15 protein-coding genes, 1 rRNA gene and 2 riboswitches are annotated in these 16079 nt (G+C 34.9%); of the genes, 4 read left to right on the forward strand and 12 right to left on the reverse strand.

The annotated features are described in order from the left end of the window. From MJG50_RS05975 to gcvT, 4 genes are all read right to left on the reverse strand, one after another. Positions 1–149: ribosomal RNA gene (locus MJG50_RS05975) — 16S ribosomal RNA — on the reverse strand; the annotation flags it as partial. 472 nt (positions 150–621) lie between these two features. Next, the gene (gene gcvPB / locus MJG50_RS05980; protein ID WP_240253635.1) at positions 622–2079 is read right to left on the reverse strand and encodes an aminomethyl-transferring glycine dehydrogenase subunit GcvPB; all 1458 of its coding nucleotides are present in this window, start codon (positions 2077–2079) and stop codon (positions 622–624) included. Beyond that, positions 2072–3418 (reverse strand): aminomethyl-transferring glycine dehydrogenase subunit GcvPA, encoded by a 1347-nt coding sequence (gene gcvPA / locus MJG50_RS05985; RefSeq protein ID WP_240253637.1) that lies wholly within the window; start codon positions 3416–3418, stop codon positions 2072–2074. The genes gcvPB and gcvPA overlap by 8 nt, the downstream gene beginning before the upstream one ends. 34 nt (positions 3419–3452) lie before the next feature. After that, on the reverse strand, positions 3453–4553 hold the full coding sequence (gene gcvT, locus MJG50_RS05990; RefSeq protein WP_240253639.1) for a glycine cleavage system aminomethyltransferase GcvT: 1101 nt from the start codon (positions 4551–4553) through the stop codon (positions 3453–3455). A 190-nt stretch (positions 4554–4743) separates the two neighbouring features. Then, positions 4744–4881, reverse strand: a riboswitch (glycine riboswitch). A 192-nt stretch (positions 4882–5073) separates the two neighbouring features. On the opposite strand from gcvT, the gene MJG50_RS05995 reads away from it, so the two are divergent. The 4 genes from MJG50_RS05995 to MJG50_RS06010 all read left to right on the forward strand — a co-directional run bounded on the left by MJG50_RS05995 (position 5074) and on the right by MJG50_RS06010 (position 8603). Beyond that, positions 5074–6768, forward strand: coding sequence for a DEAD/DEAH box helicase (locus MJG50_RS05995; RefSeq protein ID WP_240253641.1), 1695 nt, complete (start codon positions 5074–5076; stop codon positions 6766–6768). Further along, the gene (locus MJG50_RS06000) at positions 6746–7537 is read left to right on the forward strand and encodes a YqhG family protein (RefSeq protein ID WP_240253643.1); all 792 of its coding nucleotides are present in this window, start codon (positions 6746–6748) and stop codon (positions 7535–7537) included. The genes MJG50_RS05995 and MJG50_RS06000 overlap by 23 nt, the downstream gene beginning before the upstream one ends. A 369-nt stretch (positions 7538–7906) precedes the next feature. Further along, positions 7907–7997: riboswitch (cyclic di-GMP riboswitch) on the forward strand. A gap of 33 nt (positions 7998–8030) precedes the next feature. Beyond that, a complete protein-coding gene (locus tag MJG50_RS06005; RefSeq protein ID WP_240253645.1) occupies positions 8031–8162 on the forward strand; it encodes an anti-repressor SinI family protein in 132 nt (43 codons plus the stop codon). 111 nt (positions 8163–8273) lie between these two features. Then, positions 8274–8603: a helix-turn-helix domain-containing protein gene (locus MJG50_RS06010; RefSeq protein ID WP_240253648.1), complete on the forward strand. Its 330-nt coding sequence runs from the start codon at positions 8274–8276 to the stop codon at positions 8601–8603. A 58-nt stretch (positions 8604–8661) separates the two neighbouring features. On the opposite strand, the gene MJG50_RS06015 is transcribed toward MJG50_RS06010, so the two are convergent. From MJG50_RS06015 to MJG50_RS06050, 8 genes are all read right to left on the reverse strand, one after another. Continuing rightward, positions 8662–9141, reverse strand: coding sequence for a VanZ family protein (locus MJG50_RS06015; RefSeq protein WP_345893210.1), 480 nt, complete (start codon positions 9139–9141; stop codon positions 8662–8664). Positions 9142–9178: 37 nt separating this feature from the next. Beyond that, positions 9179–9664, reverse strand: a complete 486-nt coding sequence (locus tag MJG50_RS06020) for a lasso peptide biosynthesis B2 protein (RefSeq protein WP_240253653.1) — start codon at positions 9662–9664, stop codon at positions 9179–9181. A 23-nt stretch (positions 9665–9687) separates the two neighbouring features. Beyond that, complete coding sequence (locus tag MJG50_RS06025) at positions 9688–10614, reverse strand: HPr kinase/phosphorylase (protein ID WP_240253654.1); 927 nt, start codon at positions 10612–10614, stop codon at positions 9688–9690. A gap of 23 nt (positions 10615–10637) precedes the next feature. Then, the gene (locus MJG50_RS06030) at positions 10638–12440 is read right to left on the reverse strand and encodes an ABC transporter ATP-binding protein (RefSeq protein WP_240253655.1); all 1803 of its coding nucleotides are present in this window, start codon (positions 12438–12440) and stop codon (positions 10638–10640) included. Between the two features lie 41 nt (positions 12441–12481). After that, the gene (locus MJG50_RS06035; protein ID WP_240253659.1) at positions 12482–12781 is read right to left on the reverse strand and encodes a lasso peptide biosynthesis PqqD family chaperone; all 300 of its coding nucleotides are present in this window, start codon (positions 12779–12781) and stop codon (positions 12482–12484) included. Then, positions 12774–13706 carry an aldolase gene (locus MJG50_RS06040; RefSeq protein ID WP_240253661.1) on the reverse strand — a complete coding sequence of 311 codons (933 nt, stop codon included), beginning with the start codon at positions 13704–13706 and terminating at the stop codon, positions 12774–12776. The genes MJG50_RS06035 and MJG50_RS06040 overlap by 8 nt, the downstream gene beginning before the upstream one ends. Before the next feature lie 177 nt (positions 13707–13883). Beyond that, the gene (locus MJG50_RS06045) at positions 13884–14030 is read right to left on the reverse strand and encodes a paeninodin family lasso peptide (protein ID WP_240253664.1); all 147 of its coding nucleotides are present in this window, start codon (positions 14028–14030) and stop codon (positions 13884–13886) included. 194 nt (positions 14031–14224) lie between these two features. After that, the gene (locus tag MJG50_RS06050; RefSeq protein ID WP_240253665.1) at positions 14225–16021 is read right to left on the reverse strand and encodes an ABC transporter ATP-binding protein; all 1797 of its coding nucleotides are present in this window, start codon (positions 16019–16021) and stop codon (positions 14225–14227) included. Positions 16022–16079 lie beyond the last annotated feature (58 nt).

The raw sequence follows: 16079 nt of genomic DNA on the forward strand, positions 1-16079 counted from the left end.
TTATCCCAGTCTTACAGGCAGGTTGCCCACGTGTTACTCACCCGTCCGCCGCTAACCTTTGGGAGCAAGCTCCCAAAGATCCGCTCGACTTGCATGTATTAGGCACGCCGCCAGCGTTCATCCTGAGCCAGGATCAAACTCTCCAAAAAAGCTTTATAAACTTCAGATTTCTTCGTCAGTTTTCGCAACCTCACATCCTCATGCACCTTAAGTGCACTCCGGTGTTCGATCACTCAACTTCCTCGAACTCTTCGTTTCTAAATCTTTTTTATTGATGCTTGAAGCTCAATAAAAATGTTATCTTGATTAAACGTTGACGCTTGTATTGTGTTCAGTTTTCAAAGAACTTTGTTTAGTCACTTCTCTGAAGCAACTATATTAGTATAGCATTTTTTCTTTTTTCTTGTCAATAACTTTTTTGAAAGAAGAAGTTTATTAAATTCTTTTAATAGTTATCGTTTTAATACCAGTCATAACTTATCGCGATGACTTAAACTATAATACCAGCCTATGAATATCTTTTCAACCATTTACAGTAGGTAAATCATGGTAATTCACTTTCCTCTATCTATAAAAAAAGACTCATCCATTATAGGACGAATCTCTTCTATAATTATGTTATTACTTTTGAAAGCGAAGAACTGGTTTTCTTGCTGCCATTGTTTCATCAAGGCGCTTCACAACAGTTGTGTGTGGTGCTTCTTGAACAATCTCTGGATTCTCCTCTGCTTCTTTCGCAATTTGGATCATTGCTTCAATGAAAGAATCTAATGTTTCTTTTGATTCTGTTTCAGTTGGTTCAATCATGATACATTCTTCCACATTTAATGGGAAATAGATTGTTGGTGGATGATAGCCAAAATCTAATAATCGTTTCGCGATATCTAATGTACGTACGCCGAGTTTCTTTTGACGCTTACCAGATAGTACAAATTCATGCTTACAATGTCTATCAAACGGCAAATCATAGAATGGTGCCAAACGACGCATCATATAGTTTGCATTTAGTACAGCATATTCTGTTACAGCTTTTAATCCATCTGGTCCCATTGAACGAATATACGTATATGCACGCACATTAATTCCAAAGTTTCCGTAATAAGGTTTAACCCTACCAATTGATTGTGGTCGGTTATAATCAAAGCGGTACCCTTTCTCCGTATTAACAAGAACAGGTTTTGGTAGGAATGGAATTAAGTCAGCCTTCACCCCGACTGGGCCTGAACCCGGTCCACCACCACCATGTGGGCCGGTGAAAGTTTTATGAAGGTTAAGATGGACAACATCAAAACCCATATCTCCTGGTCGAGCTTTGCTTAAAACTGCGTTTAAATTTGCACCATCATAATAAACCTTACCGCCAGCTTCATGTATGATCTTTGTCATTTCTAGAATGTTTTCTTCAAATAAACCAAGTGTATTTGGATTTGTTAACATTAATGCAGCTGTATCTGGTCCAACAACACGTCTTAGATCATTAAGATCAACAAGTCCATCTTCACCTGATTTCACTGTAATTGTATCAAAGCCTGCTACAGTTGCAGATGCAGGGTTCGTACCATGGGCCGAGTCTGGAACTATAACCTTCGTACGAGCCGTATCATGATTAGCTTCATGGTAAGCACGGATCATCATAAGCCCAGTCCATTCACCATGAGCACCAGCTGCAGGTTGCAATGTAACCTCATCCATACCTGTAATTTCTTTTAAATGTTCCTGTAAATCGTACATTAATTCAAGAGCACCTTGCACAGTTTCTTCATCTTGTAATGGATGAATATGCGCAAAACCATTATAGCGTGCCACATTTTCATTAATCTTAGGGTTATATTTCATTGTACAAGAGCCAAGTGGGTAAAATCCTGAGTCCACACCATGATTACGGTTTGATAATGCAGTATAATGGCGCATAATGTCCAATTCAGAAACCTCAGGGAGCCCTGGTTCTTCCACACGAATATACTCCGTCGGGATAACCTCATTGATATCAAATTCAGGAACATCTAATTCTGGCAAGCTATAACCAATTCGACCTGGTTTTGATAGTTCAAAAATTAATGGTTGATCTTGCTTATTCATTGCCATCCCCCAATTCTTTTACAAGTGTGTCAATTTCATCTTTTGTACGAAGCTCTGTTACAGCAACTAACATATGCCCTTCTAATTCAGGGTAATCACGTCCTAAGTCATACCCACCAATTATCCCTTTTTCACCAAGCTTGGCATTCGCATCTTTAACTGATTTGCCAACCTTAACTACAAATTCATTAAAGAAAGGTCCTTCATAGACAACTTCAAATCCATTAACAGTAAATTGATTTTTTGCATAATGAGCTTTTTGGATATTCATTGTAGCAATTTCTTTTACACCTTTTTTGCCTAGTGCTGTCATAGCAACCGAAGCGGCTAATGCATTTAATGCTTGGTTTGAACAAATATTAGATGTAGCTTTATCTCGACGGATATGCTGTTCGCGTGCTTGAAGTGTTAAAACAAAACCGCGTTTTCCATCTTCATCAACTGTTTGACCAACTAAGCGACCTGGAACCTTACGCATTAATTTTGTTGAGACAGCAAAGAATCCACAGTGTGGTCCGCCAAATGCTGCTGGAATACCGAATGGCTGTGCATCACCAACTACTATATCAGCTCCTAATTTGCCCGGAGGGGTTAATGCACCTAAAGCTAATGGGTTGCTTGATACGACAAACAAGCTTTTTCCTGTATGAGCAACTTCCTCTATTTCCTTAAGAGGTTCGATCTGACCAAAAAAGTTTGGATATTGAACTACAACACATGCTACATTTTCATCCATTAATGAGGTTAGCGCATCAACATCTGTTACACCATTTTTAGTAGGAACCTCTACCACTTCAATATATTGACCTTTTGCATATGTTTCTAAAACCGCTCGAGATTCAGGGTGAACTGAGCTCGAAACAAGCACCTTTTTGTTTCTTGTATGACCAGTAGCAAGCATTGCTGCTTCAGCTAATGCTGTACCGCCATCATACATCGAGGAGTTTGCAACTTCCATTCCTGTTAGTTCGCAAATCATTGTCTGGAATTCGAAAATCGCTTGTAATTCACCTTGTGAAATCTCTGGTTGATAAGGTGTATAAGCTGTGTAGAATTCCGAACGTGAAATCACATGGTCTACTATCACCGGCATGTAATGATCATAAACTCCAGCACCTAAAAAAGATGCATAGCTTTTTAGATCAGCATTTTTTGCAGCCATTCTTGAGAGTTCCTTCATTAATTCTGATTCCGACTTCGCTTTTTTAATTGCGAGTTCGCCCTTATATCGAACACTCTCAGGAATATCATTAAATAGCTCGTCAACTGAAGAAACTCCAATCGCCTGAAGCATTTCATTTTTATCTTGTTCCGTCATTGGCAAATAGCGATGTTTCATGAATGTACCCCTTCCCTATTCATCTATCATTTTATTATTTTGAACGTTTGTAAAAAGGTGTTGCAACGATTATTGCTTTTAATCGTTTTTTACGAATTTGAACTTCTACTTCCTTACCAAGAACAGCAAATTCGGTATTAATAAGACCCAATCCGATATTCTTCTTTAATGTTGGAGACTGAGTACCTGTAGTTACCTCTCCTATTTGTTCATCACCAACAAAAATTTCATAGCCATGGCGTGGAATTCCTTTATCAATCATTTCAATTCCAACAAGCTTTCTAGGAGCGCCTTCTTCTTTTTGCTTTTTCAATATTTCTTTTCCGTAAAAGTCTGCTTCCTTATTTGGGCGAACTGCAAACCCAATTCCTGCTTCAATCGGTGTAATATCCTTTGAAAGCTCTTGACCATATAAAGCAAGATTTGCTTCAAAACGCAATGTGTCTCTTGCCCCTAATCCACAAGGTAAAATATTGTCCTGTCCTGCATCTAAAAGCGCATTCCAAAGAGTTACAACATCATTCGCATCACAATAAATTTCAAAGCCGTCTTCACCTGTATAACCAGTTCTAGAAACAAGGGCTTTTTTACCGCTAATTTCGACACCATCGATAAATTTAAATACTTTAATTTCGGTTAAGTCTGTACTTGTTAGTTTTTGTAAAATTGATTGTGCTGCTGGCCCTTGAATGGCCAGCTGTCCAAGTTCATTTGAGATATTAACAACTTCAACATCACCAATTAAATGTTGATTTAGCCATTCATAATCCTTCTCAGTGTTCGACGCATTTACAACTAATAAATAATGGTCATCTGATTTCTTATAAATAAGAAGGTCATCAATCGTACCACCATCTTCATAGCACATTGCCGTATATTGACACCCACCGTCCTTTACGAGGGATACATCATTAGTCATTAACTTTTGTAAATAAGCTAAGCTATCCTTTCCTTTTACATCGATTTCTCCCATATGGGATACATCAAAAAGTCCAGCTTTTGCACGGACTGCTTCATGTTCATCTTTAATACTGGAAAATTGAACAGGTAAGTCCCAACCGCCAAAATCAATTGTTTTGGCCCCAAGGTTTTTATACACTTCAAATAAAGGTGTTCGTTTTAATTCAGACAACATGTTTCCTCCTTTGATCTGTGTAGCTTATTTTTGTTGTTAAAATATTCTGACTCCATAAAAAAAGACAGATAACTCCACTATGTGAAGTCTCTGTCCTTGCACCTGAAAGTTTACCTTATTTGAAATTTTACAACATTAAAAATAAGGTTTGCCCCTTTGGTGGCCTATTAATCGGCTCTCTCCAGAGTCGCGTCAAACAAGAGTCTTTTTGCCTGAGAGATTCACAATATCTTGCTTGCTCCTTCGGCGCTACATCGTGGTTGTTCAAAAACTCGGGATAATCCTCGTAATTAAACAAACTTTATGTAGTCTCTCCCCTTGCCATCATTCGCAAATTATATTTTTCATAATCCTGGTAATACTAACGAAATACCTAGAAAAAATTAATTCTTGAAACTATCTTCATCCTACCATTATCGAGCATTTTCGGCAATATAATATTTTCTTAATAATTATTATTTTTCCGAACGAAATGTTCGTGTTTTTTAGATTAGATTGTATGAGAAGGGACTGTATATATATGAAGGTCGATTTTGAATTTGATCAGTCATGGCAAGGTGACTTTTTAAAACGAATTGATGAAGACGGTCCTTGGGCTAATTGGGAGCTTTATAAACTCGCTTATAGGGTAGAAGAACACCAAACCATTCCTGATTTCGAAGGCCTACAGGCTCCCAAGCATTTACCACAATTAACCCCGCTCCCTCATCAATTGGAAGTAGCGAAGCAAGTAATTGAGAAAATGAATGGTAAAGCTATTCTCGCAGACGAAGTAGGACTTGGAAAAACAATAGAAGCCGGATTAATTTTAAAGGAATATATGATTCGCAGACTTGTAAAAAAGGTATTGATTTTAGTACCTGCTTCCCTCGTTTCTCAATGGGCAATGGAATTAAATCAAAAATTTTATATCCCGGCAGTTCAGCAAAAGAAAAGCTATATGTGGGAGCAGTATGATGTTGTTGTATCCTCAATAGATACTGCAAAGCGTAGTCCACATCGTGAGATTGTCTATAAACAAGATTATGATTTAATCATTATCGATGAAGCACACAAACTTAAAAACAATAAAACAAAAAACTATGAATTTGTACAAAATTTAAAAAAGAAGTTTTGCTTATTATTAACTGCCACACCTATTCAAAACCGGATTGAAGAGATTTTTAATCTTGTTTCATTATTAAAGCCAGGGCACTTAGGAAACCAGGCCTATTTTGAAAAATATTACGGGAAGAAAAATCGAACGATCCAAGATGATCAACACTTGAAGGATTTAGTCAACAAGGTGATGATTAGAAATCGACGTGATGACACTGGTATTGAATGGACAAAGCGGCATGTAGAAACGATTCCAATCGACTTTTCAACTACAGAACGGGCTTTATATGATGCGATTACTGCCTATCGTTCTAGTTTTTCACCATTTGCTTCAAGTATGTTCTCAATTATGACGTTACAACGTGAAGCTTGTAGTAGTCGTGAGGCTGTCTATTATACCCTTAAAAAGATGTTAGAAAAAAAGAATGATGATGGTGCTCAAGTCCCACAAGATCTCATTATGGGGCTAATGCAAAAAGTTGAACAAGTTAATCAAAATTCAAAGGCTAAAAAGGCACTTGAAATTATAAAGAAAATTAATGATAAAGTAATTATTTTTACGGAATATCGTGCAACCCAAATGTATTTGCAATGGTATCTACAGCAGAATGGAATATCTTCGGTTCCTTTTAGAGGTGGATTTAAACGTGGCAAAAAAGATTGGATGAAGGAATTATTTAAAGGTCGGCATCAAGTACTCATAGCGACAGAAGCTGGTGGTGAAGGGATTAACCTACAGTTTTGCAATCATATTATTAATTATGACCTCCCTTGGAACCCAATGAGGCTTGAACAACGAATCGGTCGTATTCATCGTCTTGGGCAAGAGAAAGATGTTCACATCTATAATTTTGCTACAAAGGACACCGTTGAGGAGCATATACTTAAACTCTTATATGAAAAAATAAATTTATTTGAGCGTGTAGTTGGGCAACTTGATGAAATTCTGACAAGACTTGAGATAGGTAATATCGAGGATCATATTCAGGATATTTTATTACGTTCCAAGAGTGATGGTGAAATGAAAATAAAAATGGAAAACCTAACATCAATTATCAGCTATGCCGAAGAAAATCTAAAAGGTGATGAAAAACATGCAGCAACAGGAAATCAATGATTTTTTAGAGAAGTATTTTATATCAAATCAATGTGAAATACTTGAGAAATATCCTGGATATATGACTGTTCAACTTACCGTTGAAATCGATAAACTACTCATGAATCGTCCTTTTTATTGGACATATCTCGAAAAAACCAACGGAGTGCCAAACCCTATGAAGTTAACATTAATCACAAACCAGGAGCAAACATCCGATGATATAAAAGGAGACTTTATCCATTTTGGCGCCCCCCGATTACATCAAATATTTGAATCAACCAAAAAGCTTGCCAGTTATATACGTTTATATCAACAAACAAACTCCTTGCAAGTTAATACTGCATTATATCCATGGCTAGGGTTGAATATAAAGGTGTCATATAAATGTGATCGAAAAAGGGATTTATTACTATCATTAGGTTTGCAATTAGTGAATGGTATGATCATCGAGGGATTCCAAAATAAAATCGAGAAACTTCAATTGACACCAAAAATACCTGATTTAACCTATACGATGTCATCCCTCGTAAAACCGCAGAGTGGTGTGAATCGTTTACAACAATATATAAGAGGATTCATTGAGTCCGAGGATCATTCATGGGCCGATGAAGCAATAAACCGTTGGAATGAAGATCTTGCTTTACTAGATTCATTTTATGAGGAAGTTGAAGAAAAGCCTGAAAGCCATGAAATTGAAAAAGAAGCACTCCGGGAGCAATATGAACCAAAGGTTATTGTTGAAGTAATAAATGGGGGTTTATTTTATCTTTGCCAAAACGCTATCTAGGAGAGTCTATCCTTATTAGGATAGGCTCTTATTTTGTGGGGGTAAAACTAAAAAAATCGTTCGACAAATCTCGTTGAAATATTTGGAAAAACCTCAAAAATCCACACTAAATCATTTATACTGGTTGACCATATTCATCAAATAGTAGACGTTTCGCATGTGAACCATACCAACTTCCTTTGTTATTCTACAAATTACAAGAAAAAAGAACTTTCTTCTTTAGTATTTACTGTTGATAATTATAATTATTAAAATATTTAGACATCGACAATCTTCTACAGTTTGCTAAACTTTTATCATTTATACTTCTATATGTAATACAAAGGTTCTAATTATAGATAGACTAACGCATTAATGACAATCAATTCAATTGTATAAAGGCAAACCTCTTGAAAAAAAGGGACGCAAAGTCACAGGTCTAAGGTTGGGTTATTCCAACTATGGTGGCTGGACTGCCAATAATACTGTTGTATAATTGGGAGGGTTAAAAGAGATGAATCAAGCTAATACAAAACTCGATGATGAATGGGTCGATCTAATCTTAGAAGCGCTGGATATGGGATTAAGTGTTGAAGATATTAAGGCGTTCTTTATTAAAAATAAAGATGGATATACTTTTACATAGAGCTTTACTACATATTTTAAGCAATCCACTATTTTTTTTAATAAAATCGTTCGTCATACAAAACAAATCCTTCAAATTATGTTATAATCGATTTGAAGGAAGGTGACATTTATGATTGGTCAACGAATCAAAGCATATCGAATGCAAAAGAAACTATCTTTATCTGAACTAGCTGACAGAGCAGGGGTTGCAAAATCATATCTTAGCTCAATAGAGCGCAATCTCCAATCAAATCCTTCTATTCAATTTTTAGAAAAAATATCTTCCGTTCTCGGGGTTTCTGTTAATACATTACTCCATGAAGAAGATCATGAAAACCAAATAGAAGAACTTGATTCTGATTGGACACAGCTTGTCCATGAAGCGATGAAATCCGGCGTATCAAAACAAGAATTCAAAGAGTTTTTGGAGTTTAATAGGTGGAAGCTGCAAAATAAATAAGCATTCAAGACGATGAATTCTTTTCATCATCTTGGGTGTTTTTTAATACTACCAAACACTAAACCGGAAAATTAGAATCCTCTTTCTTATATACGTTAGTAATACCAGTTAAAAATCGCTGTATTTTTGAACCGTCGTTTTTGTAATAATGTTTATGGATGATGAACCAAATAACAATAATACCAACCGCGTCCTTAATTAAATCAATGATGGAAAAGGATCTGAACGGAACGTAAATCTGATGTACTTCATCTAAAATTCCATATAATAAAGCAATGATAAAAGCTACCATTTCTTTCACAGAATTCAACCTTCCATAAGTAAGGAATGCCATGATCAGCAAGAAGTACAAAATTGCAAATTGAAATAAATGTCCAATTTCAAATACTACACCTAAAATCACAAAAATAGGTATACCTATTTGTAAGTGTATACCTTCTAATGAATTTGGGTTAAAATAACTCGATTGAATCCAGATAATCAGCATATAAAAAAATGGTAAAGCCCTAATACATAAGCGAATTATCGGTAATAACATTTTCAGCCTACTTTCTGATCCAATATCTTATATATTTTTATACCATTTTATCGTATCTTTCATGTTCTTTACGATTAACCTTTTTTGCGAAGATACTAACTACGGTAAATTTCTCCATTCCTTCAGCCCCAGATATATAAATTGGGCCACTACGTAACCATGCATGTGCAATCATTTTTCCATTCTCGTCTCTTGCAGTGCCCAAATAGAGCGTACTTTCAATTTTTCTTCTTCTCAACATCTTCATCCCTGCTATTGCTTTAACAAGACATTGACTCTCCCAAAATGTGTAACGACTCATTACATGAATAGCAGTTGACACTTTTCTTATTTGTTTTTTATCTAGGTCAATCAAGCTATATGGAGTTTCTTCCATATGTGTCCCAAGGGCAGGTGCTAGCTTAGAAAATGGTATTAACTTTAAGATGCGAGCCCAGCCAAGTAACAGAAAAGCCTCAATGAATAAAAGCTTTGTGTCGAAACTTAATTTTAAAAAACTAATTATTTTCTTTACTATATTCATAATAGTCCTCTCTTGGAATCTATTTATTCTTTTACAATGGTAGATAAAATAATGGAGGCTAGGTCATGAGCTGTGAAGGTAGAAACAGGCCTTTTCAATTGATATACTTCAGTATGCTTCATCATTGTAGTCATCATTGAAAAATGCCATTCAAATAAACCTAAAGGCTGTAACAAAAAATTCCGATACGTGTGATATAACAACGTATCTACCTTATTAAATCTATTAACAGGGTACAGTTCAATAGATTCCTTCTCTGTCTTAAGTAACTCATAGATTCCAGCTAAGGGTATTTCCTCCCTATCAATGAACTGTGATATCACTGGAACCGCAAACTTTGTTTCTCTATCGATAATTGGTCGTAAATGCTTAGATTCTATTCCAAATTCCTGCAAGCTTTCTTGCCATAGTTTCTGTTGTGGATATGCGGAAGTAACAACTGGAATGCCTGAATTATTCAATGTCACTGGTATTAAATCATCACTAATGAGTTGGAAGCCACGATGTAATAATGCTGAAGCTAGAGTTGATTTTCCTGCACCAGAGTCACCAACGATGGCATATGCTTTTCCATTAATAATGACGGCACTTCCATGTAATGGAAGTATTCTCCGTTGCATCATCATAATACCCATGCATGTTCCAAGTAAATAAAGACGGATTTTATCTTCCTTGGCCTCTTTTGCTGGTGATACTACGATCCTTTCCCCATCGATGATTGAATAAATTGCTACATCCTTTACCCGAAACATGACCAGATTATCTTTCACATAAAAATTCCTCTTTGGATTTGCAATTTTTTCCCATTGATTTTTTAAATTTCCTAATATAATTTCAATATCCCTTTGACTTTTATTATCCTCGATGACTATAAGTTCTGGTAAGTTAATCTCACTTAATATACGGAACCCAAAGGCCTTATACATGACCGTATTAATCGTATGTAACATATTTCCTCCAGTATATTTCGTTTTTAATTTGCTCTAATTTCCACTTGTTCTCCTAATAGATTACTAAATAAACTCTTCTCCTCATTTGCCAGCTGTTTATATCCACCTCTTTGAATGATTTCACCCTTTTCAAGAACAATAACCTGGTCTGCATTTCGAATTGTTGATAATCGATGTGCAATGATAATGATTGTCATAGTGCCCTTTAATTTTTCAAGTGCATGCTTAATTTTTCTTTCATTTTCGGTATCCAAAGCACTTGTTGCTTCATCTAATACTAAAATGGACGGTTTTCGTAAAATAGCACGAGCCAATACAATTCTTTGCCGTTCACCACCTGAAAGTCTTACCCCACGATCACCAATAATTGTGTCCAAACCTGATGGGAGTTCTCTAACAAATTCGGCTGCAGATGAAAACTCCAGTGCCTCCCAAATATCTGCTTCACTTGCATTCGGTTCAATTAATAATAGATTTTCTCGTAAGCTTGCATTAAATAAAAATGGGTCTTGTGGGACATAACTTATTGAACAACGGTAGGATAGAAGAAAATCCTTTGTAAGTTCTTTCCCATCTATTCGAACACTACCACTTTCTGGTTGATTAAGCCCCATTAACAAATCTACTAATGTGCTTTTTCCAGCACCAGATTGACCAACAATGGCCGTCATTTGATTACTAGGAATTTGCATATTGATATCTTTAAGGACAAATTTCTTATTATTTCTTCGATACTTGAAATAGATGTTCTTACATTCTATTCCTTCCTTGAGAATGAATGGATTTATCCTTTTATAATCATTTTCATTTATTTCCTTTGCTTGCATACATTGAGATTGAACCTTTAATAACTCTTCAAATGCAGGGACAACAGAACCTAGCTTTTCAAGATTTGCTTGAATACTAGAAAATGTAGGCCACAATCTTGAAAAAATAACGATGATTAACATCAATTGTGTTGTCTGCTCCTGAAAAATAGTAATTGAAGTAAAGATAAAGACAGAAATCAATATTGCAGAGACAATCTTATAAATAAATTGAGATTTCGTTTTAAGCTTCAGATATTCGATTGAATTATTCTCAATCCTATCACACAAAGCACGGAACCAACTGACATGTGTTTGTTCTAAAGTATTACTCTTAATATCTTTGATACCATTAAAATGATCGGTAATTCCAGCTGAATAAATTCTAGATAGTTTCATACTTTCATTGCCATAGTGATATGATTTTTTAATAAACTTCCTTGAAAAAAATAATAAGATAATACCGAATATCATCACAAAGACTGTCATCTTTGCAGATAATAAAAAGGCAATGACTAACTGTATGGATGAAAATATAAGCGATGTTAAAAATTGCAGAAACATGCTTGTTCCACTTTTCACTCTACCTATCTCTGTTGTCATTAATTTGATGATGTCTGACTTCCTCATTGTCGTGAAAAGTTCCCATCTAGACTGTAGTAATAATTTGTATGTTTCCTCTCTTAAGTGATGGACAAACTTTTGCTGAATTTCCCCATTCAAAATAACTTGTTTTCTTTGGATATAACCTTGAACAATCGTGATTCCCACATAAATTCCAAGGATCAAAGACAAACTCATTGAAGTAGGAATACGTTGAAAAAGATCAACCATCCATGAAATAATTGGTATATCCTGCGTACTCATGTCAAGAATCCCAGTAAAGCTTATTAACGGAATCAATAAAAATATCCCTACTCCATCTAGTAAACTAATAAGAACCATTCCTATAAAATTGAGTAAAAGAATATTACCTGTATACGTATATAACCTCCTCATAAAGTAAACAAAGGGTTTCATTTCGCGAGTTCCTCCATTAATATAGCTTCGTTACCATGTCGTTACGCTGCCACTTCTACATTAATTAGCCCTTCCTCCAATAGTTGTTCTAATAATGCTATAACTTGAGCCTCACAATCCTGCTCACTAACTTCATACTGAGATAATAAAATGGTTACAAGTTCCTTCACTGATATTGGAGATTCAATCATATCCCATATTTCACCGCCAATTTCGCCTAAGTTGTAATATTTACCGTTCTTGATACTTAACATTACCTTCTCTTCATCCATATCGCTTACAATATTTCCAGAAGTTTGTGAAACAATACTTTCTATTGATAGCTTATTATTTTTAATCATAAGAATCCTCCTTGTGAATGGTTGTTAATAGTAAAGTCGCAAGCTCATTAGCTGTAAAACGTGTTATTGGACGTTCAATTTGGTAAAATTCTAACTTATTGACCATTTTTGCTACCATATCGAAATGCCACTCCATTAAACCTAATGGCTCCATGAATGATCTTCTGAACGTATGATTATACACGGTACGAATTCGTTCTAGTTTATTAATCTTTGTTATTTTAATCTCTTCATTCTCAGATTTTATAAGCTCAAAAATACCAGCAAGGGGCATCCGCTCCTGCTTAAAATGATGGATTGGAATAACGTATTTTGAGTTATTCTCATAAATAGGACGATACTTGCCAGAATCCAATCCTAATTCATCCAAGCTTTCCTTCCAGAGCTGTTGACACGGAAATGATGGTGTTGCAATTGGAATATTTTTTTCAGATAGAGTAATACCAACCACATCATCACTCAACACATTATATCCTTTATTTATGAGCTCCTTAGCAAGCGTCGACTTGCCTACCCCCGAACTTCCAGTAATCGCATATGCCTTCCCATTGATAGCAATTGTACTCGCATGAAAAGGGAGTATTTTCCTTTGCAACAAAATGGTAGCCATACAAGTACTAAGTAAATACAGTCGAATTTTATCTATATTCGCTACTTCAAATGGCGAAATTGATATTTCATTGCCATTCTTAACCTCATAAATTGCCACATATGGAATATGAAAAACGACAATATTTTCTTTAATAAAAATCTGTTTTTCACGAAATTCATCATCATTCCAATACGATGACAAATCAGCAATTCGCACTACCACATCTGCTGCCACATCATCAAATTCATCAACTTGTAATTCTGGAATGGGAAAATCACTTAATACATTTAATCCAAATGCCTTATAACGTGATATTCTTATCGTAGTTAACATACTTCCCCCACAAAAATAGAGATTTTTCATATCTAAACCCTTACACGTTCGCAATATAGAACATTTTGGCCGCGAAGTATTCAGAAGTCTATATACTACCTAATTTTTCAATTCTTCTAAAGAGCTTATTTTTCACATGCCCTCTAATCATCAGATTAAAGGGCACAAGTGCTTTAACTAACTTAGTCCAATTCCTGGTCCACCGGAATCACTATGTGAATCACTGTCACTGTGACCATGACCCGGTTTCCAAGGCTTATGACCCTTCATTGTCAAATTAACGTCCAACATCTCTACAAACGGTACCTTCCATTCCTTTTTCATTATTACACCTCCAATTCATTATAAAGAACAGCTTTGTTGTATAAATCCATTAATTTTAGTTAAAAAAGGGTAATGGATTCTTAATAAAGAACAACTTGTATTTAGATTATCATCTTAACTTTACTGTGTCAATTAGCTTATAGATAATATTTTTTAATAGTACTTTTTTCATAGTTTAATAGAGTCGTTTGATATTAGTTCGCTTTCATTTGACTACCTAACAGCTTACTAAACATCCCCATTGACTCGTTAGCCAATTGCAGAAATCCGCCCTTTTGAATAATTTCCCCACTATCTAATACAACTACTTGATCAGCATTTCGAATGGTCGATAAGCGATGAGCGATTACAATTATCGTCATCGATCCTTTTAATCTTTCTATTGCTTGTTGTATTTTAGCTTCATTTTCAGTATCTAATGCACTCGTTGCCTCATCTAATATGAGAATGGACGGTTTACGTAAGATTGCTCTTGCAAGAACAAGACGTTGTCGTTCGCCTCCAGAAAGTCGAACACCGCGATCACCGATGAGAGTATCTAATCCTTCTGGTAATCTCTTTACAAACTCAGCTGCTGAAGAAAATTCAAGTGCATCCCATAATTGGGTTTCTGTTGCATTTGGTTTAATTAATAGTAAGTTCTCTCTTATACTTTCATTAAATAAAAATGGATCTTGTGACACATACCCAATCGAATTTCTTAAAGATAACCGGTTTTTACCTGAAAGTGAAACCCCATCAATATACAATTTCCCAGTTTCAGGTTCATTCAAGCCTGTTAAAATATCAATTAATGTACTTTTCCCAGCACCAGATGGCCCCACAATTGCTGTCATACAATTTACTGGTATTTGAATATTTATTTCTCTTAAAGCAAATATGTGTTCATTTTTTTTATATCGAAAGCTAATATCCCTACATTCAAGGCCATGTCTAATTTGAAGTGGGCTACTATTTTTCTTATTTTTATCATCATTTATCTCTTTGAAATCATTACATTCATTTTCTAAATCATATAGTTTCTTAAAAGCTGGCATTGTGGAACTCATATGTTCTAGATTTGACTGAATACTAGTGAATCTTGGCCACAATCTAGAAAATATTAGAATAATTAATAATAATTCACCTTGTTGTGCCTGAAAAAGCTTCACAGAAAGCAATATAAAGATTGCAATAAAGATTGAAGATGAAGCTTTATAAAATAATTGTGAGGATGTTTTTATTTTGATATATTCAACTTGCTCCTGATTCATTTCTTTCGTTAATTTGCCTAACCATTCTTTACGAGACTCCTCCAAATTATTGCTTTTAATATCCTTTATTCCATTCAACTGATCTGTAATCCCACCAAGGTAGCTTTCCCCCAACTTTGAGGTTCTGGCTCCAAGGGCTTTTGACTTTTTTATGAATTTTCTTGACAATATTCCTAGTAGGATACCGCAAAGTAGAACGAATGTTGCCATACTTGGCGATAACCAGAAGGCAATTCCAATTTGAATAAATGTAAAAATTAGCGATGATAATATTTGCAAATATACATTAATCCCCCCGATAACACGGGCAAATTCTGAGGTAAGAATATTAATAAGATCTGATTTTCTATGTTTTGTAAAAAAGCCCCATTTTGTATCAAGTAGATCATTGTATAGATTCATTCTTAAAAAACGGGTAAAATTATGTAGGAGTTTTACATTTTGAATAGACAAATATTTTTGAATAAGATTTTGTCCTATTACTAATAAGACATACATAATAAGAATAATTGATAAATTAATTGTTGGAGGGAAGTATTCAAATAGCTTATATAGTCTACTAATATTTGTACTGTCTGAATTAATGTTCACAATTCCACTAAAATTAATGATTGGCACTAATAAGAAAATACCAATCCCTTCTAGTAAACTTATAAAAACCATACCAAACAGATTAAAATATAATACCTTTCCAGTAAATGAATGAAATGGCTTTATATAATATAAGAAATGTTTCAAATATATCCCCCCAATGTAGAGCATTGTTATCCTTATTAATAAAAAGAATTAGATAAAA

The sequence above is a fragment of the Fredinandcohnia quinoae genome (assembly GCF_022427965.1).
GTDB classification, from domain to species: domain Bacteria; phylum Bacillota; class Bacilli; order Bacillales; family Bacillaceae_L; genus Ferdinandcohnia; species Ferdinandcohnia quinoae.